The organism is Streptomyces sp. NBC_00525 (assembly GCF_036346595.1).
In the GTDB taxonomy this organism is placed as follows: Bacteria; Actinomycetota; Actinomycetes; order Streptomycetales; family Streptomycetaceae; genus Streptomyces.
The window spans coordinates 308,893-331,902 of record NZ_CP107834.1 but is presented as its reverse complement, the minus strand read 5'-3'; the positions used below and the strand labels follow the sequence as shown (position 1 = coordinate 331,902).

The window sequence follows — 23,010 nt, the reverse complement described above, 5'->3', positions numbered from 1 at the left end:
AGGACCCCGCCATGAGCCACGCCCCCCAGCCCCTGGGCGCGCCCGCCGTCCGCCGCGAGGGCGGCGCCAAGGTGACCGGCACCGCCCGCTACGCCGCCGAACGCGGTCTGCCCGGCTGCCTCTACGCCTGGCCCGTGCCCGCCTCCGTCCCGGCCGGCCGGGTCACCGCCGTACGCACCGTCGACGCCCTGGCCCAGCCCGGCGTCCACTGCGTGCTCACCCACGACAACGCACCGCGCCTGGAGGAGCCGGACGACCCCATCCTGGCCGTCCTCCAGGACGACCGGGTGCCCCACCGGGGCTGGCCCGTCGCGCTCGTCGTCGCCGACAGCCTCGCCGCCGCCCGCGCGGGCGCCGACGCCCTGCACATCGCGTACGAGACCTCCCCGCACGACGTGCTCCTCACCGCGGACCACCCCGGCCTCTACACCCCCGAGAACGCCAACGGCGGCTACCCGGCCGTCCGCGAACGCGGCGACTTCGACCGGGCCTTCGCGGACGCGCCCGTACGCGTCGACGTGACGTACACGCTGGAGGCACTGCACAACCACCCGATGGAGCCGCACGCCACGACCGCCCACTGGTCGCCCGAGGGGCACCTCACCGTGTGGGACTCCAGCCAGGGCGCCACCAAGGTGCGCGACAGCCTCGCCGCCGCCTTCGGGCTCAGCACCGACCAGGTCACCGCCGTCTCCGAGCACGTCGGCGGCGGCTTCGGCTCCAAGGGCACCCCGCGCCCCCAGGCCGTGCTCGCCGCGATGGCCGCGCTGCACACCGGCTGCCCCGTCGAACTCGCCCTGCCCCGGCGTCAGATGCCCGCCCTCGTCGGCCACCGCGCGCCCACCGTGCAGCGCGTCCGGCTCGGCGCCGAGCCGGACGGCACACTGACCGCCGTCGCCCAGGAGATCGTCACCCACACCTCGCGGGTCAAGGAGTTCGTGGAGCAGGCCGCCGTGCCCGCCCGCGTCATGTACGGCTCCCCGCACAGCCGGACCACCCACCGGGTCACCGCCCTGGACGTGCCCAGCCCCTCCTGGATGCGCGCCCCCGGCGAGGCGTCCGGCATGTACGCGCTGGAGTCCGCCATGGACGAACTCGCCGCCGAACTCTCCCTCGACCCCGTCGAACTGCGGCTGCGCAACGACCCCGCCGAGGAACCGGACTCCGGCAAACCCTTCAGCAGCCGCGGCCTGGCCGCCTGTCTGCGCGAGGGCGCCGCACGCTTCGGCTGGCAGGACCGCGACCCCGCCCCCGGCAGCCGCCGCGAGGGCCCCCTGCTCCTCGGCACCGGGGTCGCCTCGGCCACGTACCCCGTCTACGCCAGCGCCTGCCACGCCTCCGCCCACGCCGGCCCGGACGGCGGCCACCGGATCGCCGTCAACGCGACGGACATCGGCACCGGCGCCCGCACCGTCCTCGCCCAGATCGCCGCCCGGGCCCTCGGCGTACCGCTGGACGACGTGGCCATCGACATCGGCGACAGCGACCTGCCCGACGCACCGCTGGCCGGCGGCTCCTCGGGCACCGCCTCCTGGGGCTGGGCCGTCCACAAGGCCGCCACCCGGCTGGCGGAACGGCTCGCCGCGCACACCGGACCCCTGCCCGCCGAGGGCCTGACCGTCACCGCGGACACCACCGAGGAGACCGCCGCGGAATCCCCGTACGCCCGCCACGCCTTCGGCGCCCACTTCGCGGAGGTCGCCGTGCACACCCGCACCGGCGAGGTGCGGGTGCGCCGCATGCTCGGCGTCTTCGCGGCCGGCCGCATCCTCAACCCCCGTACCGCACGCTCCCAGTTCATCGGCGGCATGACCATGGGCATCGGCATGGCCCTCACCGAGGGCTCCACCATGGACCCCGTCTTCGGCGACTTCACCGAATGCGACCTCGCCTCGTACCACGTGCCCGTCTGCGCCGACGTGGCCGCGATCGACGCGCACTGGATCGAGGAGGACGACCCCCACCTCAACCCCATGGGCAGCAAGGGCATCGGGGAGATCGGCATCGTCGGCGCCGCCGCCGCGGTCGGCAACGCCTTCCGGCACGCCACCGGCGTCCGGCTGCGCACCCCGCCCCTCACCCCCGACCGGGTGCTCACCCGGCTGCCCTGACCACCACGGCGCGCCCGTCACCCGGCCGCGCGAAAGCGCCGGTCACACCGGGTGTGCGGGCCGACATGTTGCGCGACCGGCCCAGCGGGGTCACCCTGTTGAGTGACCCAGAAGAGACATCCGCTCACTCTTCGTATTCGGGGGTCGTTGGTTCAACGGGGCGAAGCACGTGGGCCTCGATGTGAGGAGCCTCGACGATGACCGTTCCACTCGACCGGCACTATCTGGTCGAACTCCAGGTTTCCGCAGAACGTGTCGACCAGCTGCGACGCATAGTCGCCGCCCATCTGCGCCACTGGAGTCTCGAACTCCACGTACGGCCCGTGTGCCGTGCCGTGGAGGAGCTGCTGACCAATGTCCACCGGCACGTCGGTGACGACAACCGCTGCGTCGTCGAACTCCGCTGGTCCGGACGGCACCTCACGGTCTCCGTCGCAGACAACGGCTCCGGGATGCCCCGGCTGCTCCGCGAGGGCGGCGGCGGCCTGAGCCGCGTCATGGCCCTCAGCGACAGCTGGGGCACCTGCCGCACCGCCGACGGCAAGGTCGTCTGGTTCACCCGGTACGCCCAGGAGCCCCAGCACATCGGACTGGTGCCGCTGCCGCCGCTGCCCGGCGTCCGCGAGTTCCGCCGCCCGCCCGTCGTGGCCGCCGAGATCCCCGAGCCGGTCCCGGCCGCCGTAGAGGAGAGCGTCCCCGACGTCACCCCCGCCCCCGCCCTCGTCTGAGGCGGACGGGCCCCGGCGGTCCCGCCCCGTCCCACCCCGCCCCCGACCCCCGGCCGGCGCGGATCGCGTGTCCCCGAGCACGCATGATCCGCGCCGGCCGGGTATGCGGTGCCGGGGGCCCGCCGTGCCCCGGCCCGCGTTGCGGCGGGCCCCGGCGCGCGGCACGGTCGAGGTACCGAGGCAAGGAGGCCACAGGCATGCCCATCGCGACGGTCAACCCCGCGAACGGCGAGACGCTCAGAACGTTCGACGCCCTGGACGACGACGAGATCGAGAAGCGGATCGCCGCGGCCGACGCCGCCTTCCGCGACTACCGCACCACCTCATTCGGCGAACGGGCCCGGCTGCTCGGCCGGGCCGCCGACCTGCTGGACGAGGACCGGCGGGACATCGCCCGCACCATGACCCTGGAGATGGGCAAACCCGTCACCGCCGCCCGCGCCGAGGCCGCCAAGTGCGCCAAGGCGATGCGTTGGTACGCCGCCCGCGCCGAGGAACTGCTCGCCGACGAGCACCCCTCGCCCGCCGACGTCGAGGACTCCGGCGCGGTACGCGCGTACGTCCGCTACCGCCCGCTGGGCCCGGTCCTGGCCGTCATGCCGTGGAACTTCCCGCTCTGGCAGGTCGTGCGCTTCGCCGCCCCCGCCCTGATGGCGGGCAACACCGGCCTGCTGAAGCACGCATCCAACGTGCCGCAGACCGCGCTCTACCTCGGCGACCTCTTCCGCCGCGCCGGCTTTCCGGCCGGCTGCTTCCAGACCCTGCTGGTGGGCTCCAAGGCCGTCGAGGGCATCCTGCGCGACCCCCGCGTCGCCGCCGCGACCCTGACCGGCAGCGAACCGGCCGGCCGCTCCGTCGCCGCGATCGCCGGCGACGAGATCAAGCACACCGTCCTCGAACTCGGCGGCAGCGACCCCTACCTCGTCCTGCCCTCCGCGGACGTCGCCAAGGCCGCCCGTACCGCCGTCACCGCCCGCGCCCAGAACAACGGCCAGTCCTGCATCGCCGCCAAGCGGTTCATCGTGCACACCGAGGTGTACGAGGAGTTCGCCGAACGCTTCACCGCCGGCATGCGCGAACTGACCGTGGGCGACCCGCTGGAGGAGTCCACCGACGTCGGACCGCTCGCCAGCGAACAGGGCCGCGCCGACATCGAGGAACTGGTGGACGACGCCCTGCGCCGGGGCGCCGAGGCCCTGTGCGGCGGCGGCCGCCCCGAGGGCCTGGCCGGCGGACTGGAGAACGGCTGGTTCTACGCGCCCACCGTCCTCGCCGGCATCACACCCGAGATGCGCGTCCACCGCGAGGAGACCTTCGGCCCGGTCGCCTCCCTCTACCGCGTGGACAGCCTCGACCAGGCCCTGGAGGTGGCCAACGACACCCCCTTCGGACTCAGTTCCAACGTATGGACCCGTGACGCCGGCGAGGCCGAACGCTGCGTCCGCGACCTCCGGGCCGGCGGCGTCTTCTTCAACGGCATGACCGCCTCCCACCCCGCGCTGCCCTTCGGCGGCGTGAAGCGCTCCGGCTACGGGCGCGAACTCGCCGGGCACGGCATCCGCGAGTTCTGCAACGCCACCACCGTCTGGTACGGCTCCGAGCCCCGGTGACCGCCCGCAGAGAGGCAGGACCATGAGCGACGCCCCACCGCAGCCCCCGCCGCCCCCGCGGGCGACCGGCCCCGGCGACGAGGAGATCGACGCGCTCGACGCGCACTGGCGGGCCGCCAACTACCTGGCCGCCGGCCAGATCTACCTGATGGACAACCCCCTGCTGACCCGGCCGCTCGCCCCCGAGCACATCAAACCCCGGCTGCTCGGACACTGGGGCACCTCACCGGGGCTCAACCTCGTCTACACCCACCTCAACCGCCTCGTCCGCGCCCGCGGCACCCGCGCCCTGTGCGTCTGGGGCCCCGGCCACGGCGGGCCCGCCGTCCTCGCCGGCTCCTGGCTGGAAGGCAGCTACTCGGAGATCTACCCCGACATCGGCCGGGACGCCGAGGGCATGGGCCGGCTGTTCAAGCAGTTCTCCTTCCCCGGCGGGGTCCCCAGCCACGTCGCCCCCGAGACCCCCGGCTCCATCCACGAGGGCGGCGAACTCGGCTACTCGCTCGGCCACGCCTACGGAGCCGCGCTCGACCACCCGGAGCTGCTGGTCACCTGCGTCATCGGTGACGGCGAGGCGGAGACCGGACCGCTCGCCGGGTCCTGGCACGCCAACAAGTTCCTCGACCCCGTCCACGACGGCGCCGTCCTGCCGGTCCTCCACCTCAACGGCTACAAGATCGCCAACCCGACCGTGCTCGCCCGCCTCCCGCACACCGAACTCGACGCCCTGCTGCGCGGCTACGGCCACGACCCCCTCTACGTCGAGGGCGACGAACCGCGCGCCGTGCACCGGGCCATGGCCCTCGCGATGGACCGCGCAGCCGACCGCGTCGCGGAGATCCAGGCCGCCGCCCGGACCGGCGGCGACACCGGGCGGCCGCGCTGGCCGATGATCGTCCTGCGCACCCCGAAGGGCTGGACCGGGCCCGCCGAGGTGGACGGAGTGCCCGTCGAAGGCACCTGGCGCGCCCACCAGGTCCCGCTCCCCGGCGTCCGCGAGAACCCCGACCACCTGCGCCGGCTGGAGGCATGGCTCCGCTCCTACCGGCCCGCCGAACTCTTCGACGCCGACGGCCGCCCCACCGAACAGGTGCTGGCCTGCGTCCCCGAGGGCGACCTGCGCCTGGGCGCCTCCCCCTACGCCAATGGCGGCCTGTTCCTGCGCGACCTGCCCATCCCGGACCTGGACGGGTTCGCCGTCCCGGTGGACCGGCCCGGCCGTACGCTGCGCGAGCCCACCCGCGTCCTGGGCGGCCTCCTGGAAGCGGTCATGGCGGCCACCGCCGACCGCAGGGACTTCCGGCTCGTCGGCCCCGACGAGACCGCCTCCAACCGGCTCGACGCGGTCTACGAGGCCAGCGGCAAGGCCTGGCAGGCCCGCACCCTCCCGACCGACGAGCACCTCTCCCGCGACGGCCGGGTCATGGAGGTGCTGTCCGAGCATCTGTGCCAGGGCTGGCTGGAGGGCTATCTGCTGACCGGCCGGCACGGGCTGTTCTCCTGCTACGAGGCGTTCGCGCACATCGTGGACTCGATGGTCAACCAGCACATCAAATGGCTGCGCACCTCGCGCCGGCTCGCCTGGCGCCGCCCCATCGCCTCCCTCAACTACCTGCTCACCTCGCACGTCTGGCGCCAGGACCACAACGGCTTCTCGCACCAGGACCCCGGGTTCGTCGACCACGTCCTCAACAAGAGCCCCGAGGTCGTCCGGGTCTATCTGCCGCCCGACGCCAACACCCTGCTCTCCGTGGCCGACCACGCGCTGCGCAGCCGGGACTACGTCAATGTCATCGTCGCCGGGAAGCAGCCGAGTTTCGACTGGCTGACCCTGGACCAGGCACGGGTGCACTGCGCACGCGGCGCCGGCGTCTGGGAGTGGGCGGGCACCGAGGACGGCGGCCGCGAGCCCGACGTCGTCCTCGCCTGCGCCGGCGACGTGCCCACCCTGGAGACCCTGGCGGCCGCCCAGCTGCTGCGGCGCCATCTGCCGGAACTGGCCGTACGGGTGGTCAACGTGGTCGACATGGCCCGGCTCATGCCGCACTCCGAGCATCCGCACGGCATGCCGGACTCCGAGTACGACGCGCTGTTCACCCGGGGCAGGCCGGTCGTCTTCGCGTACCACGGCTACCCCTGGCTGATCCACCGGCTGGCCTACCGCCGCGCCGGGCACGGCGATCTGCATGTGCGCGGCTACAAGGAGGAGGGCACCACGACCACGCCCTTCGACATGGTCGTCCGCAACGACCTCGACCGCTACCGGCTGGTCATGGACGTGATCGACCGGGTCCCCGGCCTCGGCGTCCGCGCGGTGGCGGTGCGTCAGGAGATGGCGGACTCCCGCACCCGCCACCACGCCTGGATTCGCGAACACGGCACCGACCTGCCCGAGGTGGCCGACTGGTCCTGGGAGGGCTGAGCGCGCGGGACACGGCGAGGGGCCCGGACGGAGCGTTCCGTCCGGGCCCCTGGCCCGTCGCGCCGGGCCGGCCGGCCGTGCGTGCCGGGCCGGTCCTAGAAGCGCAGTTCCGCCGCGATCCGGCCGTGCGCCTCGAGGGAGTCGTCGGCGACGAAGTACACCTCCGCCCCGCTGTCCAGCGCCGCCTCCACCAGCTCGTCCACGATGTCCTCGCGGACGGTCACGTCGGCCGGGTCCACCACCTCGTCGGTGACCGGCCGGAGATGTTCCTCGTCCATCCGCACCGTCTGCTGGTAATGCTCCTCCACCGCCACCAGCCCGGCGCGCCCCTCGCGCACCGCCGCCCACACCTCGTCCAGGCCCCCGGCGAACGCCTTGCGGCCGCGTGCCGCGTCGAGCTTGGCGTCGATCTCCGCCGCGAAGCGGGCGCGCCGGGCCTCCAGGGCGGGGCGCAGCTCGGTGAGCAGTTCGCGGGGCGCGTTGTCGGCCGGCGCGCCCTTGGTGACCCGGCCCACCGCGTCCTTCGCGCACTGCCCGGCCTCCTCGAACAGGGCGAGCGCGGGGGCGATGCCGACCAGGTACAGCGGACGCGGGTCGGTGGCCAGCACGGCGCGCAGCTTCTCGTCCACCGTGCGCAGGAAGAGCTTGGTGTCCTCGCTGGCGAAGTTGCTGGGCGTGTCGCCGATCTGCTCCTCGCGCTGCGGGTCGAAGTCCTCGCGCGGGGCCGTGAGCGGGAAGCCGCCGATGTGGACCTCCTGCACCGACTCGGTCGTGCCGCTGAAGAGTGCGGCGTGGTCGGCGGCCACCGTCAGCGCCCAGAAGGGCCGGGCCTGAGCCTTCGCGGCGACCAGGTTGCGGGTGAGGTAGCTGTCGCTCAGCACCACCCGTTCGGGTGCGGTACGCGGCAGTCGCCAGATCCGGTACTCGTCGGCGGTCGCCAGGAGCACCAGCGCGTCCAGCGCCCGGCGCTGGTCGAGTTCGTCGACGGCGCGCTCCAGTTGCCGCTTGATCGCCGCGCAGGTCTCGCGGGAGACGGCCGGGTCGGCCTCCAGCCGGTTGTGGGCCTCGGACAGCAGATTGCGCAGCCGTACGGGGTCCTGGGCGTTGTCCGGGGCACGCCGGTGGGTCGGCATGGTCAGGGACAGGGCCGGATAGGGCCTGGTCGCGCGCAGCTCCTGAAGCAGGCCGGCGGTCAGGGCGTCCGTGTCCATCAATTCCCTCCCTGGGGATTGGCGCACCGCGTTACGGAGCGGGTGATTCCAACGAGTCAATTCATACCTTTTGATCCTAGTATGGGCGAGTTGGTCATTCCGGGTGCGAGGAGCCCTGTCTCCCGCGCCCGCTTCAGTGGACGGAGCGTTTGTGAACCGGACCGGCCCCGTGCGGCGCCCCCTTCCGGGCCGGGTGGCCCGCGGCCTGACCCCCGCCGTACTCACCGCGCTGCTCGTCGCGGGCGCCGCCGCCTGCGGTGACTCCGACACCTCGTCACCGGGCACCGCCCGGTCCACCCGCACCTTGTCCGCCGAGCCGGAGGCGAGCCCGAGCGCCAGCCCCGGCGGGCGCACCCAGGACGAGTTCGCCGCCTCGGTCTCCGCCGACGCGGAGCGCGACCGGCAGAAGGCCGCGGCGACCCTCAAGGGCGTGAAGGGCAAGGGCGACGCGATCGACGACGTCTCCGTCAGCGGCATCGCGGTCCGGTCCGGCGAGAAGTTCCGCAGCGCCCTGGTCCGCGTGACGAACCGGGGCGACGACGCGGCGTTCTTCGCGGTGCGCGTCGAGTTCGTCGGCTCATCGGACAAGGTGCTGGACTCCGTGGTGCTCGGCTTCTCCGGCGTGGCGCCCGGCGAGACGGTCAGCGAGCACGCCAACAGCGCGAAGGCCGCCGGCGTCAAGTCGTTCCCCCGGGTCGCCCAGGCGGAACGGAGCTGACGGCCGGCGGCCCGCGCGCCGCTCAGCGAGAGGCCGTCACCAGATGGCCTCCACCCACTCCGGGTGGTCCACGAACGGGTTCCGGTTGTGCTGGTACCGCTCGTATATGACGTCGTTGCGCCGCTTCTCGAAGGAGTCCGGCGGGTCCTGCTCGTTCCACTGCTTCAGTACGGAGAGCCGGCCCATGTACGGGGCGGACCCGTTCGACACCTTGTCGTTGGGCTCCAGGTCGGGGAAGGCGTCGTCGCCCTCGTAGCGCACCGCCATGTAGAGGATCATGCGGGCCACGTCGCCCTTGACGGCGTCGCGTGGTTCGAAGGAGTTGCTGTCGGTGTAGTTGCCCGGCGCGTTGCTCACCTGGCTGCCGCCGTTGTCGAAGTCCTTGTTGCCCCGTACGGAGTTGACCTGGACGTCGGCCGGGCGCAGATGGTGGATGTCGGTGCCGGGGCCGGTGGCCGTACCGAAGTCGCCGTGGGACTTGGCCCAGACGTGCTCCCGGTTCCACTGGCCGACGTTGCCGCCGTTGTCGCTCTTGGGCTCCGAGCGCCCGGTGTACAGCAGGATGACGTGGGTGGAGTCGGCCGGGTCCTGGTCGGTGTCCTTCAGGGCGTTCCAGACCTGGCTGTAGCTGAGCCTGCTCTGGTCGCTGATGATCGTGTGCAGGGCGTTCTTGAGCGCGGTGCCGGTCCTGCCGGCCGCGTCCTCGTAGTAGGTGTCGTCGAGCGCGGAGAGCGAGGAGCGGGCCGCGGTGGTGGAGGCCGCGGTGGCGGGGGAGGGCAGCGGTGCGGGCGCGGCGGCCGCCGTGCCGGTGAGCACCGCGAGGGCGGCGAGCGCGACGGGCAGGGAGCCGCGCGCGGGAAGGTGGCGACGGGACATGTGGGGTGTCCTCTCCGGGAATGCACGCACCGCGGCGCCGTCGGGGGTGGGGAAACGGTTCCGCGGTGAGTGGTGTCCGCTATGTGTACGCGGGAGCGTCCCATGCGGACCGTCACGATGTGTGAACGCCGCGTATCTATCATGTGCAGGTCAAGTGAGGGCGCGGCGCCCGCCTCGCGGGCCGCTCCCGGCCTCGGATGCGGCGGCGTCGGCGGCGGGCGAGAATGACGGGAAGGAAAGGGAGGCGGCATGAGCGACGAGTCCGATTCCGTATCCGACGTCCGAGGCGTGACTCCGGACGACCTCTTGCACACCGGCGCCACCGACGACCCGTCCGCGGAGGACCTGGTGCTCGCGTCGGGGAAGGACCTGACCCCGGCCAACCTCGACTGGGCGAAACGCACCCTGGCCAGGGAGGGCCGGGCGGCCATCGACAAGCGACTGCCGTAGACGGCACGTACGGCGCACCAGGCGCACCAGGCGCACCAGGCGCGGCGGCAGCGGCCGTCGCGCCGTACGGCAGTACGGGCGCCGGGCCCGGCTCGGTTAGCCTGAACGCACAATGAACCGTTTGACGACGTCAGCGGGCGGTTATGACCTCGCCCGTTTCCCCGAGGACCCCCGCGACCCGCTCCGTGCCTGGGACGCGGCCGACGCCTATCTGCTCCAGCACCTGGAGGGCACCGAAGGCGCCGCCCCGGTCGCCGTCGAGGGCCGCGTCGTGGTGGTCGGGGACCGCTGGGGCGCCCTCAGCACCGCGCTCGCCGGCCACCACCCGGTGCAGATCAGCGACTCCTGCCTCGGGCAGCGGGCGACCGCAGCGAACCTCGCGCGCAACGGCCTGCCCGCGGACGCCGTGCGCCTGCTCTCCCCGCGCGACACCCCGCCGGACCGCATCGACGTCCTGCTCGTCCGCGTACCCAAGAGCCTCGCCTTCCTGGAGGACCAGCTCCACCGGCTCGCGCCCGCCGTCCACGCCGGCACCCTCGTCATCGGCACCGGCATGGTCAAGGAGATCCACACCTCGACCCTCGCCCTGTTCGAGCGCATCATCGGCCCCACCCGCACCTCCCTCGCCGTGCGCAAGGCCCGGCTCATCCACTGCACCCCGGACCCGGCCCTGCCGCGCACCCCCAGCCCCTGGCCCCTGCGCTACGCACTGCCCCCGGACGCCGGAGCGGCCGCCGGGCACACCGTCACCAACCACGCCGGGATCTTCTGCGCCGACCGGCTCGACATCGGCACCCGCTTCTTCCTCAAGCACTTGCCGGTCCGCACCGGGCCGGACCGGGTCGTGGACCTCGGCTGCGGCAACGGCGTCCTCGGCCTCGCCGCCGCCCTCGCCAACCCGGACGCCACCCTCACCTTCATCGACGAGTCCCACCAGGCCGTCGCCTCCGCCGAGGAGACCTTCCGCGCCAACACCGGACCCGGCGCACGGGCGAGCTTCGTCGTCGGGGACGGCCTGGCCGGCGCCGAGCCCGACAGCGCCGACCTGGTCCTCAACAACCCGCCGTTCCACTCGCACCAGGCCACCACCGACGCCACCGCCCGGAGCATGTTTTACGGCGCGCGGCGCGCCCTGCGCCGGGGCGGCGAGCTGTGGGTCGTCGCCAACCGGCACCTGGGCCACCACACCACCCTGCGCCGCGTCTTCGGCAACTGCCAGACCGTCGCGGGCGACCCGAAGTTCGTGGTGCTGCGCGCCGTCAAGCGCTGAGCCGCGGTACGCGGTCCAGGGGCAGCGGCTCCCGCGCCGCCCGCCAGGCGGGCGGAAGAGCGGCCGCGCCCGTACGCGCGGCGATCACCCCGCCCGCGATGGCGCAGGTCGTGTCGATGTCACCGCGGCCGCCGACGGTGACCCACAGGCCCTCCTCCAGATCGTCCGGATGGCCCGCCGCACACCACAGCGCGAAGGGGACGGTGTCGGGCCCGGACATCCGGTAGCCGGAGCCCAGGACCTCCGCGGCGTGGCGGACCGAGGTACGGGCGGGCATCCGGGCCGCGATCCGGACGCCGAGCGCACCTCGCTGTCCGGCAGGTGCGCGGCCACCTCCCGGAGGAACGCGCCGCGCTCGGGCGCCGGGCCGCCCCGGCCGCGCGTGGCCAGCGCCGCTGCGACGGCGACCGCCACCGCCCCGGCGGCCGCCTCCGGGTGGTGGTGCGAGACGGCGCTCTGCCGGGCGGCCTGCTCGACGACGGTGTCCAGATCGGCGGCGTGCCAGGCGCCGAGCGGGGCGACACGCATCGCCGCCCCGTTCCCCCACGAGCCCATGCCCTCGAACTGCGCGGCCACCAGCTCCCGCCAGGGCTCGCCCGCGCCGATCCGGCGCAGCACGTCGTGCATCGAGGCCCCGTACCCGCGGTGCGTGTCGGCCGCGTACTCCTCGGCCAGGCGCCGGGCGAACCGGTCCTGGTCCACGATGCCGTCCCCCTCGGCGAGTTCACGGACCAGGACCAGCGCCTGGGCGGTGTCGTCGCTCCACCGCCACACCGGCTCCGGGGGCAGCGTCCGCGACTCCAGGGGCTCGGGACCCTCGCGCCGCAGGATGCCGAACCAGCGGTCGCCGAAGGCGTCACCGAAGGCGAGTCCGGACAGCGAATCCAGGGCGGAGGAAGGTGCGTCGGTCATCGGAGCAGTATGGCAAGGCGCCCGCTGGCCCGCCGACCTCCTCGCCCGCTGGCCCGCCGACCCCCTCGCCCGTCGCCCTCCTCGACCGTCCGCGCGCCCCCGGCCACACTGGGGGCGTCCGGCGGCCCGGCTCCGGGCCGCCACCGAGCGGGAGGGACACCCCCATGACGGAAGCCGACCCCGGACTCTTCGGACCCGCGTCGGTCACCTGGCAACTGCATGCCGACCCGATGATGTGGATCGCCGGGGTGCGTGCCCTCTACCTCCAGGCCCTCCACCCGCTCGCGGTGCGCGGCGTCACCCAGAACTCGGACTTCCGGGACGACGCCTGGGGCCGGCTCATGCGCACGGCGGGCTTCGTCGGCACCCTCACGTACGGCACCACCGAAGCCGCCGAGAAGGCGGGCGCGCGGGTCCGGAGGATCCACCGCCACCTCACGGTCACCGACCCGGCGACCGGCCGCACCTGCGGCGTCGACGAGCCCGAACTGCTGCTGTGGGTGCACTGCGCCGAGGCCGACTCCTACCTTCAGGTCCTGCTCCGCTCCGGCTACCCGCTCACCGCCCGGCAGGCCGACCGGTACATCGGTGAACACCGGCACAGCGCCCGCCTGGTCGGCCTCGACCCCGACGACGTCCCCGCGACGACCGCCGAACTCGCCGGCTACTTCGCCCGCGTACGGCCGGCCCTCGCCCGGACCCCGGAGGCGCTGGACGTCGCCCGCTTCCTGCACCGGCCGCCCGTCCACCCCCTCCTCGTCCCGGCCCGCGCCCTGCTCTGGCGGCACGCGGCGGACCTCGCCTACCAGTCCCTGCCGCCATTCGCCCACGAGCTGTACGGCAGGGCCGCGCCGCCGCCCGCCGCCGTGGACCGCAGGCTGCGCACCACCGGCGCCCTGCTGCGCGCCGTCCCCGCCCGGCTGCGGTGGCGGCTGCCGCCCGGTCACATCATGGGCGCGATGGCGCGCCTCGGACCCGGCAGCCGCCCCACCCCGTACACACTGAAGAGGCAGGCAGCCATACTGGACGCGCCGGGGAGGGCGCGGCGACAGCGGGCGGAACGACGGGGGCGGCAACAGGGATGGCGGAGACCAGGCTGATCCAGAGCCGGTACCGGCTGCTCGACCTGATCGGGCGGGGCGGCATGGGCGAGGTGTGGCGTGCCCGCGACGAAGCGCTGGGCCGCCAGGTCGCCGTCAAATGCCTCAAGCCGATGAGCGGCCGGCACGACGAGGACCACACCCGCGTCGTCCGCGAGCGCTTCCGCCGCGAGGCGCGGGTCGCCGCCGCCCTCCAGCACCGGGGCGTCACCGTCGTGCACGACTTCGGCGAGTACGAGGGCGTGCTCTACCTCGTGATGGAGCTGCTCGACGGCCGCAACCTCAGCCAGCTCCTGGAGGACAACGAGCAGAACCCGCTGCCCGTGGACGACATCGTGGACATCGCCGAACAGGTCGCCGACGCCCTCGGCTACACCCACCAGCAGGGCATCGTCCACCGCGACCTCAAGCCCGCCAACATCATGCGGCTGTCCGACGGCACGGTGAAGATCTGCGACTTCGGCATAGCCCGGCCCGGTCACGGCATTCCGGTCACCTCCCGGCTCACCGGCGTCGGCGTCGCGATGGGCACCCCGCACTACATGTCCCCGGAGCAGATCAGCGGCGGCCAGGTGGACCACCGCAGCGACCTCTACTCGCTGGGCTGCGTGCTGTACGAGATCGCGACCGGCGCCCCGCCCTTCGACATGGAGGACTCCTGGGGCATCCTCGTCGGCCACCGCGACACCACGCCCGAGCCGCTGCGCTCCCACCGCGCCGAACTCCCGGGGTTCTTCGACCGCGTCGTCCTGGACCTGCTCGCCAAGACCCCGGAGGAGCGCCCGGCCGACGCCCACGACCTGCGCCGCCGCATCGCCGTCGGCCGCACCGGCGAACAGCCCTTCGCGGAACCCGCCGGCCGGATGCCGCTCGGCCCGCCCGCCGCCCTCACCCGGGGCAGCCGCGCCACGCCCGGACTGCCCGCCTGGGCGGCGACGATGACCGGCGGCCACAAGGCCACCGTCACCGGACACCCGCCCCTGGCCCCGCCCGACCGCACGGCCGGCCTCACCCTCACCTGGACCACCGGCGCCGCACCGCACCCCGCCCCGCCCGGCACCCTCGCCGGCTCGCCCGCGCCCGGCTCCGCATCGGGGCGCAAGGAGCGCGCCGAGAACGCGCTGCGCGAGTTCGGCCGGCTCGCCGAGGACCGGGCCCGCCTCCTCGGCCCCGACCACGGCGAGACCCTCGCCGCCCGGCAGCAGATGGCGTACGCGCTGGGCCGCCTCGGGCGGCACGCCGAGGCCCACGAACTGCACACCGCCGTCCTCGCGTCGCGGGAGCGCGCCTCGGGCCCGGACCACCCCGACACGCTGCGCTGCCGCCACAACCTGGCCTTCAGCCTCAGCAGGCTGGGACGCCTGGAGGACTCCTACCGCATGGCCCACGACGTGGCCGGGGCCCGCGCCCGCGTACTGGGCCCCGACCACCCCGACACGCTGGTCACGCTGTACGAGGTCGGGTACGCGCTGGGCCGGCTCGGCCGCTGGACGGAGGCCCTGAACACCTACCGGCAGGTCGCCGAGGCGCGGACCCGGCTGCTGGGCGCCGACCACCCCGACACCCTCGCCACCCGCTACGAGGTCGGCATCAGCCTGGGCCGGCTCGGCCGCAGCGTGGACGCCCTGGAGCTGTACCGCACGCTCGTCGCCGACCGCCTGCGGGTCAACGGCCCCCACGACCCCGAGACCCTGCGCGCCCGCCACGGACTGGGCGTCAACCTGGGCCGGCTGGCCCGCTGGGACGAGGCCCTGGCGGAGGCGCGCGCGGTCTGCGCCGCACGGGAACACGTCCTGGGCCCCGACCACCCGGACACCCTGGTCAGCCGCCGCGAGGTCGCCGTCGCCCTCGGCTGGCTGGGCCGCTGGGCGCAGGCGCTCACCGTCTACCGGCAGGTCGCCGACGCCCGGACCCGGCTGCTGGGCGCCGCCCACCCCGACACCCTGGCCGGCCGCGACGACGAGGCGCACTGCCTCGAACAGCTGGGCCGCGCCCGCGAGGCCGCCGACCTCTACCGGGACGTCGCCGCGCTCCGGCAGCAGCCGGTCGGGCCGCCGCTCTGACACCGGTACGGGGCAGGCGGCCGGGCCCGCCCGCCCCGCGTCCCCGGCGGACCGGTCAGTCGGCCGACGCCACCCAGCCGTCCGCCTCGATGCGCCGGGCGTCCGGCGCCCTGCTCTCGTCGAAGACCGTACGGCCGCCGTCCTCGACCCTGATGGCGTCCACGTACACGCCCCTGCCCACGTACAGCTGATCCGTGGTGCAGCGCCATCTGAGCCGGACTCCGGTACCCCGCAGACCGCCGAGAGCGGCGTCCAGGTGGTGCCAGACGCGGCCCGACCAGCCGGAGAGCGAGCCGTCCGGATGCTCCTCGGGGCGGGCGCCCCGCTCCCGGCCGGTGGCGGTGGTGGTGAACGGGACCGGCCGCCAGGTGGCCCCGGCGTCCGTCGAGGACTCCAGGAGCAGGAAGTCCGACGCCGGTTCGGTGTCCCACCACAGCGCACAGGTCAGCCGGGCCCGCGAGGAGGCGAGGGCCAGCGGCGGCAGTGCCAGGGTCGCCGTGGTGGCGCTCTCCATCCCGGAGAACCACGCCGTACGGCCGCGGGCCGGCCGGACTGCGACGGCCCGCGCCATCTGGTTGGCGGTGGCCACGCGCGGCGCGCTGCCGGAGCGCCAGCTGCGCACCGGGTGCACGGAGTTGCCGAGGACGATCAGGAACGAGTCCGTCGTCGGGTCCAGAACCAGGCTCGTCCCGGTGAAGCCGGTGTGCCCCGCCGTACGCGGCGTGGCCATGGCGCCCATGTACCAGTGCTGGTAGAGCTCGAAGCCCAGGCCGTGCTCGTCACCGGGGAACGCCGTGTTGAAGTCGGTGAAGAGCAGATCGACGGAGTCCTCCGCGAGGATGCGGGCCCGGCCGTACACCCCGCCGTTGAGCAGGGTACGCGCCAGGATCGCGAGGTCCCAGGCACAGGAGAACACCCCGGCGTGCCCGGCGACCCCGTCCAGGCTGTACGCGTTCTCGTCGTGCACCTCGCCCCAGACCAGGCCCCGTTCCAGGCCGGACCAGGGCTGCCGGGCGTCCTCGGTGGCGGCGATCTTCGGCTTCCAGGAGGCGGGCGGGTTGTACCGGGTGCGCCGCATGCCGAGCGGGGCGGTGATCCGCTCGCGCAGCAGCACGTCCAGGGACAGCCCGGTCAGCTTCTCCAGGACCAGCTGGAGCGAGATCAGGTTCAGGTCGGAGTAGAGGTAGGCCGTACCGGGCGCACTGGCCGGCTCCTCGTTCCACAGCAGCTCCAGCTTCCCCTCCCGCGTCGGCGCGAGGTAGAGCGGAATCCAGGCCCGGAACCCCGAGGTGTGGGTGAGGAGCTGACGGATGGTGATGTCCTGCTTGCCGCCGCGGGCGAAGTCCGGCAGATAGGAGGCGACCGGGGCCTCCAGCTCCAGCGTGCCGCGCTCGATCTGCTGCACGGCCAGGATCGAGGTGAACAGCTTCGAGACCGACGCCAGGTCGAAGACGGTGTCCCCGGCCATCGGGATCTGCCGGTCCGGGGGGAACTCCACCCCGGTGTCGGTCTTCTCGTCGTACGCCGAGTAGCGCACCGCCTTGCCGATCGGCTGGTGCAGCGCCACCGTCCCGCCCCGGCCCGCGAGCAGCACGGCGCCCGCGTACCAGGGGTGGCGGGGCGAGGCGTCCAGATAGCGCTCCGCCTCCGTCACCAGCCGGTCGAGCGGCTCGGACAGCAGTCCGGCACGGGCCGCCGACCCGTACCGCAGCGTCGGCCGGGCACCCCGGCCGGTGTTCGTCTCCGGCGACGTCGCCTCCGACTCCGTGGCGGACGCCGTGCCCGCGAAGGGGATGGGCGCCAGGGCGAGTGCCCCGCCCAGGGCCAGCATCCCACCTCCGAGCCGCCTTCTGCTGATGCCCCCGCCTGCCGTGTCCCGCGTCATCCGCGATCCCTTCCCGCTGCCTGAAAGTTACTTTCGAAATCTCTTCCGAGCGTGAAACTTCCTGCCGAAGCAGAGGGTACTGTCACCACCCGCCGCGCCGAAGAGGGCGGCGCCGCAATAAATCTGACGGGTCGTCACGCATGCCGGAGGCGGGGCCCGTGCACGGTGTGCCGCCCGGCCCGGCGGGGGAGACCCTTGACCACCGCGTCCCGGCCACCCAGGATCACGCCATGACCGGTGTACGCAGCAGCACAGTCGACGGCGTCGTGACCCGCAGCGCACGGCGCACCCCCGAACGGACCGCCCTGCGGTACGCCGACCGGGCCTGGACCTACCGCGAGCTCGACGCGGCCGTCACCACCGCGGCCGCCGTCCTCACCGAGGACCACGCGCTGCGGCCGGGGGACCGGGTCGCCGCCTACGCCCACAACTCGGACGCGTATCTGATCGCGTTCCTCGCCTGCGCCCGCGCCGGCCTGGTCCACGTCCCGGTCAACCAGAACCTCACCGGTGACGACCTGGCGTACATCCTGGGCCAGTCCGGCAGCTCCCTGGTCCTGACCGACCCGCCCCTGGCGGACCGGCTCCCGGAGGGCTTCGCCGTACGGGCGCTGCGCGACGCCGGGGACTCGCTGCTGACCGGCCTCGCCACCCCGCGCCCCTTCGCCCCCGCGCACGAGCCGGGCGCCGACGACCTGGTCCAGCTGCTCTACACCTCCGGGACCACCGCGCTCCCCAAGGGCGCGATGATGACCAACGGCGCCCTCGTCCACGAGTACGTCAGCGCCGTCACCGCCCTCGACCTGCGCGCCGGCGACCGGCCCGTCCACGCGCTGCCGCTCTACCACTCGGCGCAGATGCACGTCTTCCTGCTGCCCTACCTCGCGGTGGGCGCAGAGAACACCGTCCTGGACGCCCCGGACCCGGCCCGGATCTTCGAGCTGGTCGAGTCCGGGCGGGCCGACAGCCTCTTCGCCCCGCCCACCGTGTGGATCGGCCTCGCCAACCACCCCGAGTTCGCCTCCCGCGACCTGGGCGGGCTGCGCAAGGCGTACTACGGGGCGTCGATCATGCCCGTCCCGGTGCTGGAGCGCCTGCGCGGCCGGCTGCCCCGGCTGGCCTTCTACAACTGCTTCGGGCAGAGCGAGATCGGCCCGCTGGCCACCGTGCTGGGGCCCGACGAGCACGAGGGCCGGATGGACTCCTGCGGCAGGCCCGTCCTCTTCGTCGAGGCCAGGATCGTGGACGAGAACGGCGCCGAGGTGCCCGACGGCACCGCCGGCGAGGTGGTCTACCGCTCGCCCCAGCTGTGCTCCGGCTACTGGGACAAGCCCGAGGAGAGCGCCGAGGCGTTCCGCGACGGCTGGTTCCACTCCGGCGACCTCGCCGTCCGCGACGCGGAGGGCTACTTCACGGTCGTGGACCGGGTGAAGGACGTCATCAACTCCGGCGGGGTGCTCGTCGCGTCCCGGCAGGTCGAGGACGCCCTCTACACCCACCCCGCCGTCGCCGAGACGGCCGTCGTCGGGCTGCCCGACGAGCGCTGGATCGAGGCCGTCACCGCCGTCGTCGTCCTCAAGGGCGAGGCCACCGAGGAGGAGCTGATCGGCCACGCCCGCGAACGCCTCGCCCACTTCAAGGCCCCGAAGCGGATCGTGTTCGCGGACGGCCTCCCGCGCAACGCCAGCGGCAAGATCCTCAAGCGCGAACTGCGCGACCGCCTCGCCTGACGGCGCCCGGCGCGCTCACGCCCGCCCGCGCACGCGGCCGACGCCCGCGTAGATGGTGTCGGGGATCTCCCCGTGCTCCGGGGCGGGCGTGCCGTGCCAGTGCGGGGCGGCCACCAGACCGGGCGCGACCAGGTCGAGCCCGTCGAAGAAGCGGGCCACCTCCGCACCGCTGCGGGGCTGCAGCGTGATGCCGCTCGACCGGTAGCGGGCCAGCGCCTCCTGGTGGGCGGCGAGGAAGTCCACGGTGAAGTGGGAGAGCACCAGGCAGCTGCCGGCGGGCAGCGCGTCGACCAGCGTGCGGGTGATGCCGTACGGATCGTCCGAGTCGGCCAGGAAGTGCATCAGGGCGATCATCGAGAGCGCCACGGGCCGCTCGAAGTCCAGCACCGTACGGGCGTGGTCGAGGATCTTCTCCGGAGAGCGCACATCGGCTTCCAGATAGTCGGTGACGCCCTCCGGGGTGCTGACGAGCAGCGCCTCCGCGTGCCGCAGGACGATCGGATCGTTGTCCGTGTACACGATCCGGGCCGACGGGGTGATCTCCTGGACGATCTGGTGGAGATTCGGCCGGGTCGGGATGCCGGTCCCGATGTCGAGGAACTGGTCGATGCCCTCCCGCGCCGCCCAGGCGGCCGCCCGGTGCATGAAGGAACGGTTCTGCGCGACGCCCACCTTCGCCGGCTCCGGCATCTGCTCGCCGAGTGCCTGGTCGACGGGGTAGTGGTCCTTGCCGCCCAGGAGGTAGTCGTAGACGCGGGCCGGATGCGGCCTGCTGGTGTCGACCTGACCTGCCGTCATGAGGTGCTTCCCAACCCTCGGGCCGGAGAACACGAGTCCCCCCGGCGGACAATGGCTCACTCCGGCCCATCCTGCCACAGCAACCCCGCCGGTCAGCAGCCGAGTTGGCCTACTCCCCGCGCTCGTCCACGATCCGCCGGAACTTGCCCACCGACCGCTCCAGCGTCTCCGGATCGAGGATCTCCACGCCCACCGAGACACCGATGCCGTCCTTGACGGCCGCCGCCACCGACGCGGCCGCCGCCGCCCGCTGCTCCGGCGTCGCCCCCGGCCTGGCCTCCGCCCGCACCGTCAGCACATCGAGCCTGCCCTCACGGGTGAGCCGGAGCTGGAAGTGCGGCGACACCCCCGGCGTCCGCAACACGATCTCCTCGATCTGCGTGGGAAAGAGGTTCACCCCGCGCAGGATCACCAGATCGTCGCTGCGCCCGGTGACCCGCTCCATGCGCCGGAAGACCCGGGCCGTGCCGGGCAGCAGCCGGGTCAGGTCCCGCGTCCGGTACCGGATCACCGGCATGGCCTCCTTGGTGAGCGAGGTGAACACCAGCTCGCCCTCCTCCCCGTCGGGCAGCACCTCCCCGGAGACCGGGTCGACCACCTCCGGATAGAAGTGGTCCTCCCAGATGTGCGGCCCGTCCTTCGTCTCCACGCACTCCTGCGCCACGCCCGGCCCCATCACCTCCGACAGGCCGTAGATGTCCACCGCGTCGATCGCGAACCGCTCCTCGATCTCGCGCCGCATCTCCCGCGTCCACGGCTCCGCCCCGAAGATCCCCGTCCGCAGCGAGGTCGACCGGGGATCGACGCCCTGCCGCTCGAACTCGTCGAGGATGGTCAGCATGTACGAGGGCGTCACCATGATGATCTCCGGCCGGAAGTCCTGGATCAGCCGGACCTGGCGGGCCGTCATGCCGCCCGACGCCGGAATCACCGTGCACCCCAGCCGCTCCGCCCCGTAGTGCGCGCCCAGACCGCCGGTGAAGAGCCCGTAGCCGTACGCCACATGCACCTTGTGACCCGGCCGCCCGCCCGCCGCCCGGATGGAGCGCGCCACCACGTCCGCCCAGACGTCCAGGTCCCCCTGCGTGTAGCCGACCACGGTCGGGCGCCCCGTCGTGCCGCTGGAGGCGTGGACGCGACGGACCTCCGCCTCCGGCACCGCGAACATCCCGAACGGGTAGTTGTCCCGCAGGTCCGCCTTGGTGGTGAACGGGAACCGGGCCAGATCCGCGAGCGAACGGCAGTCCTCCGGCCGCAGCCCCGCCCGGTCGAACGCCGCCCGGTAGTGCGCGACGTTCTCGTACGCGTGGCGCAGCGTGGCCCGCAGCCGCTCCAGCTGGAGAGCTTCGAGCCCGTCGCGGCTCATCCGTTCCGCCGCGTCCAGCAGAGCCGTCATGCGGGCCTCCCCGTTCCGTACGCCGCGCGGACGACCGATCATTCGGTCGTCTCCTCCGGGAGCAGTAATTCAGGATCACGCACCCCCTGGCAAGGGGCGCGACGCATCTCCCTGGGCCCGGCCGCCACCAGGCTGCCCAACTCGCCCGCGTCACCCGGACGGCCCTGTTTGGATGGAGGCATGCCGACCTTCCACACGTACGACGGAACCGAGCTGGCCTACCGCATCGCGGGGGAGGGAGCGCCGCTGATCTGCCTGCCGGGCGGAGCCATGCGGGCGAGCGCCTACCTCGGCACCCTCGGCGGCCTCGCCGCCCGCCGGCGGCTGATCCTCCTCGACCCGCGCGGCACCGGCGACTCCGCCGCCCCCGAGGACCCCGCCACCTACCGCTGCGACCGGCAGACCGACGACATCGAGGCCCTGCGCACCCACCTCGGCCTCGACCGCGTCGACCTGCTCGCCCACTCCGCGGCCGGCGACCTCGCCGCGCTCTACGCCGCCCGCCACCCGCACCGGCTGCGCAACCTCGTCCTGGTCGCCCCCACCACCCGCGCCGCCGGCCTGCCCGCCGCCGGCCGCGAGGCCCGCGAGACGGCCGCCCTGCGCGGCCCGGAACCCTGGTACGAGGACGCGCTCGCCGCCCTGGAGGAGATCTGGGCCGGCCGGCCGAGCGACGAACTGCGCGCCAGGACCCGGCCGTTCCTGTACGCCCGCTGGGGCACCGCCGAACGCGCGCACGCGGCCGCCTCCGACGCGCAGATCAACGCCGAGGCCGCCGCCCGCTACGCCGGCCCGGGCGCCTTCGACCCGGCCGCCACCGTCCCCGCCCTGCGCACCCTCCGGGCCCCCGTCCTCGTCCTGGCAGGCGAGTACGACACCGTCACCCCGCCCGGCCGGGCCGCCGGACTGGCCGCGCTCTTCCCGCACGCGGAGTTCGCCGTGCAGCGCGGCGCCGCCCACTTCCCGTGGATCGACGACGCCGGAGCCTTCGCCCGCACCGTCGAGGCGTTCCTCGACCCCGAGGTGCACAGCGTCCTGGCCGGCGGCACCCGGCTCGCGTACCGCGTCTGGGGCGACCCCGCCGCACCGCCCGTCGTCCTCGCCCACGGCCGCTGCGGCGACAGCCGCGACTGGGCCGGGATCGCCGCCCGGCTCGCCGCCACCCACCGCGTGTACGCCTTCGACTTCCGCGGCCACGGCCTCAGCGACTGGCCCGGCCGCTACAGCCTCGAACTGTTCCGCGACGACCTGCACGGCTTCCTGGAGGCCCGCAACCTCGCCGGCGCCACCGTCGTCGGGCACTCCATGGGCGGCGCCGCCTCCTACCTGCTCGCCGGCCGCCACCCCGGCCTCATCGGGCGCCTGGTCCTGGAGGAGGCGCCGCTGCCCGTCCCGCTCGACCCGCCGCGCCCCGTCCCCGTGCACCCCGGCGGCGAGACGGACTTCGACTGGCCCCTCGTCCCGGCCGTCGACGCCCAGCTCAACGCCCCGGACCCGGCGTCGCTGGAACTCCTCGGCGCCATCACCGCCCCCACCCTCGTCATCGGCGGCGGACCCCGCAGCCAGATCCGGCAGGAGGACATGGCCGCGCTCGCCCGCCGCATCCCCGGCGCCCGGCTCGTCACCCTCGACGCCGGACATCTCGTACACACCGAACGACCGGAGGAATTCCTCGCGGCCCTCCGGTCGTTCGGTATCGGCTGACGGGCGGACCGGCCTCCCGGAGGCCG

16 protein-coding genes and 1 pseudogene are annotated in these 23,010 nt (G+C 74.0%); 11 read left to right on the top strand and 6 right to left on the bottom strand.

Annotated features, from left to right (window positions below; genetic code table 11):
• Window positions 1-11 precede the first annotated feature (11 nt).
• The 4 genes from OG710_RS01405 (at window position 12) to OG710_RS01390 (ending at window position 6,871) form a co-directional block, all read left to right on the top strand.
• Window positions 12-2,111 carry a xanthine dehydrogenase family protein molybdopterin-binding subunit gene (locus OG710_RS01405; RefSeq protein ID WP_330237708.1) on the top strand — a complete coding sequence of 700 codons (2,100 nt, stop codon included), beginning with the start codon at window positions 12-14 and terminating at the stop codon, window positions 2,109-2,111.
• 197 nt (window positions 2,112-2,308) lie between these two features.
• Window positions 2,309-2,839, top strand: coding sequence for an ATP-binding protein (locus tag OG710_RS01400; protein WP_330237707.1), 531 nt, complete (start codon window positions 2,309-2,311; stop codon window positions 2,837-2,839).
• Window positions 2,840-3,036: 197 nt separating this feature from the next.
• Window positions 3,037-4,449, top strand: a complete 1,413-nt coding sequence (locus OG710_RS01395; RefSeq protein WP_330237706.1) for an NADP-dependent succinic semialdehyde dehydrogenase — start codon at window positions 3,037-3,039, stop codon at window positions 4,447-4,449.
• A 22-nt stretch (window positions 4,450-4,471) separates the two neighbouring features.
• Entirely contained in the window at window positions 4,472-6,871 is a 2,400-nt protein-coding gene (locus OG710_RS01390) for a phosphoketolase family protein (RefSeq protein WP_330237705.1), read from the top strand.
• A 95-nt stretch (window positions 6,872-6,966) separates the two neighbouring features.
• Here OG710_RS01390 and OG710_RS01385 read toward each other — a convergent pair whose 3' ends face one another.
• On the bottom strand, window positions 6,967-8,082 hold the full coding sequence (locus OG710_RS01385) for a baeRF3 domain-containing protein (protein ID WP_330237704.1): 1,116 nt from the start codon (window positions 8,080-8,082) through the stop codon (window positions 6,967-6,969).
• Window positions 8,083-8,233: 151 nt separating this feature from the next.
• Here OG710_RS01385 and OG710_RS01380 point away from each other — a divergent pair, with 151 nt between their 5' ends.
• Window positions 8,234-8,800 (top strand): hypothetical protein, encoded by a 567-nt coding sequence (locus tag OG710_RS01380; RefSeq protein ID WP_330237703.1) that lies wholly within the window; start codon window positions 8,234-8,236, stop codon window positions 8,798-8,800.
• Between the two features lie 36 nt (window positions 8,801-8,836).
• Here OG710_RS01380 and OG710_RS01375 read toward each other — a convergent pair whose 3' ends face one another.
• Window positions 8,837-9,676 carry an endonuclease I family protein gene (locus OG710_RS01375; RefSeq protein WP_330237702.1) on the bottom strand — a complete coding sequence of 280 codons (840 nt, stop codon included), beginning with the start codon at window positions 9,674-9,676 and terminating at the stop codon, window positions 8,837-8,839.
• 249 nt (window positions 9,677-9,925) lie between these two features.
• On the opposite strand from OG710_RS01375, the gene OG710_RS01370 reads away from it, so the two are divergent.
• On the top strand, window positions 9,926-10,126 hold the full coding sequence (locus OG710_RS01370; protein ID WP_330237701.1) for a hypothetical protein: 201 nt from the start codon (window positions 9,926-9,928) through the stop codon (window positions 10,124-10,126).
• Window positions 10,127-10,238: 112 nt separating this feature from the next.
• Complete coding sequence (locus OG710_RS01365; RefSeq protein ID WP_330237700.1) at window positions 10,239-11,396, top strand: methyltransferase; 1,158 nt, start codon at window positions 10,239-10,241, stop codon at window positions 11,394-11,396.
• Here the strand turns inward: OG710_RS01365 and OG710_RS01360 are convergent.
• Window positions 11,386-12,308, bottom strand: a pseudogene (locus OG710_RS01360) (ADP-ribosylglycohydrolase family protein). The gene OG710_RS01365 and the pseudogene OG710_RS01360 overlap by 11 nt on opposite strands.
• A gap of 164 nt (window positions 12,309-12,472) precedes the next feature.
• Between OG710_RS01360 and OG710_RS01355 the strand changes: the two are divergent.
• Both OG710_RS01355 and OG710_RS01350 read left to right on the top strand, forming a co-directional pair.
• The gene (locus OG710_RS01355; RefSeq protein ID WP_330237699.1) at window positions 12,473-13,408 is read left to right on the top strand and encodes an oxygenase MpaB family protein; all 936 of its coding nucleotides are present in this window, start codon (window positions 12,473-12,475) and stop codon (window positions 13,406-13,408) included.
• Window positions 13,390-15,471: a serine/threonine-protein kinase gene (locus OG710_RS01350; RefSeq protein ID WP_330237698.1), complete on the top strand. Its 2,082-nt coding sequence runs from the start codon at window positions 13,390-13,392 to the stop codon at window positions 15,469-15,471. The genes OG710_RS01355 and OG710_RS01350 overlap by 19 nt, the downstream gene beginning before the upstream one ends.
• Before the next feature lie 55 nt (window positions 15,472-15,526).
• On the opposite strand, the gene OG710_RS01345 is transcribed toward OG710_RS01350, so the two are convergent.
• A complete protein-coding gene (locus OG710_RS01345; protein WP_330237697.1) occupies window positions 15,527-17,356 on the bottom strand; it encodes a serine hydrolase in 1,830 nt (609 codons plus the stop codon).
• Between the two features lie 230 nt (window positions 17,357-17,586).
• Here OG710_RS01345 and OG710_RS01340 point away from each other — a divergent pair, with 230 nt between their 5' ends.
• Complete coding sequence (locus tag OG710_RS01340) at window positions 17,587-19,086, top strand: acyl-CoA synthetase (protein WP_330237696.1); 1,500 nt, start codon at window positions 17,587-17,589, stop codon at window positions 19,084-19,086.
• A 15-nt stretch (window positions 19,087-19,101) separates the two neighbouring features.
• On the opposite strand, the gene OG710_RS01335 is transcribed toward OG710_RS01340, so the two are convergent.
• Entirely contained in the window at window positions 19,102-19,884 is a 783-nt protein-coding gene (locus OG710_RS01335) for an SAM-dependent methyltransferase (protein ID WP_330237695.1), read from the bottom strand.
• Window positions 19,885-19,993: 109 nt separating this feature from the next.
• Window positions 19,994-21,280, bottom strand: coding sequence for a phenylacetate--CoA ligase PaaK (gene paaK / locus OG710_RS01330; protein ID WP_330237694.1), 1,287 nt, complete (start codon window positions 21,278-21,280; stop codon window positions 19,994-19,996).
• Window positions 21,281-21,460: 180 nt separating this feature from the next.
• Between paaK and OG710_RS01325 the strand changes: the two genes are divergently transcribed.
• A complete protein-coding gene (locus OG710_RS01325) occupies window positions 21,461-22,984 on the top strand; it encodes an alpha/beta fold hydrolase (RefSeq protein WP_330237693.1) in 1,524 nt (507 codons plus the stop codon).
• The last annotated feature ends 26 nt before the right edge of the window (window positions 22,985-23,010 follow it).

Excerpts from the sequence above, each read along its gene's own strand:
- OG710_RS01335 (WP_330237695.1), bottom strand. The coding sequence starts at position 19,884 with ATGACGGCAGGTCAGGTCGACACCAGCAGGCCGCATCCGGCCCGCGTC.
- OG710_RS01340 (WP_330237696.1), top strand. The coding sequence starts at position 17,587 with ATGACCGGTGTACGCAGCAGCACAGTCGACGGCGTCGTGACCCGCAGC.
- OG710_RS01345 (WP_330237697.1), bottom strand. The coding sequence starts at position 17,356 with ATGACGCGGGACACGGCAGGCGGGGGCATCAGCAGAAGGCGGCTCGGA.
- OG710_RS01405 (WP_330237708.1), top strand. The coding sequence starts at position 12 with ATGAGCCACGCCCCCCAGCCCCTGGGCGCGCCCGCCGTCCGCCGCGAG.
- OG710_RS01365 (WP_330237700.1), top strand. The coding sequence starts at position 10,239 with ATGAACCGTTTGACGACGTCAGCGGGCGGTTATGACCTCGCCCGTTTC.
- paaK (WP_330237694.1), bottom strand. The coding sequence starts at position 21,280 with ATGACGGCTCTGCTGGACGCGGCGGAACGGATGAGCCGCGACGGGCTC.
- OG710_RS01390 (WP_330237705.1), top strand. The coding sequence starts at position 4,472 with ATGAGCGACGCCCCACCGCAGCCCCCGCCGCCCCCGCGGGCGACCGGC.
- OG710_RS01350 (WP_330237698.1), top strand. The coding sequence starts at position 13,390 with ATGGCGGAGACCAGGCTGATCCAGAGCCGGTACCGGCTGCTCGACCTG.
- OG710_RS01395 (WP_330237706.1), top strand. The coding sequence starts at position 3,037 with ATGCCCATCGCGACGGTCAACCCCGCGAACGGCGAGACGCTCAGAACG.
- OG710_RS01400 (WP_330237707.1), top strand. The coding sequence starts at position 2,309 with ATGACCGTTCCACTCGACCGGCACTATCTGGTCGAACTCCAGGTTTCC.
- OG710_RS01375 (WP_330237702.1), bottom strand. The coding sequence starts at position 9,676 with ATGTCCCGTCGCCACCTTCCCGCGCGCGGCTCCCTGCCCGTCGCGCTC.
- OG710_RS01355 (WP_330237699.1), top strand. The coding sequence starts at position 12,473 with ATGACGGAAGCCGACCCCGGACTCTTCGGACCCGCGTCGGTCACCTGG.
- OG710_RS01325 (WP_330237693.1), top strand. The coding sequence starts at position 21,461 with ATGCCGACCTTCCACACGTACGACGGAACCGAGCTGGCCTACCGCATC.
- OG710_RS01385 (WP_330237704.1), bottom strand. The coding sequence starts at position 8,082 with ATGGACACGGACGCCCTGACCGCCGGCCTGCTTCAGGAGCTGCGCGCG.
- OG710_RS01370 (WP_330237701.1), top strand. The coding sequence starts at position 9,926 with ATGAGCGACGAGTCCGATTCCGTATCCGACGTCCGAGGCGTGACTCCG.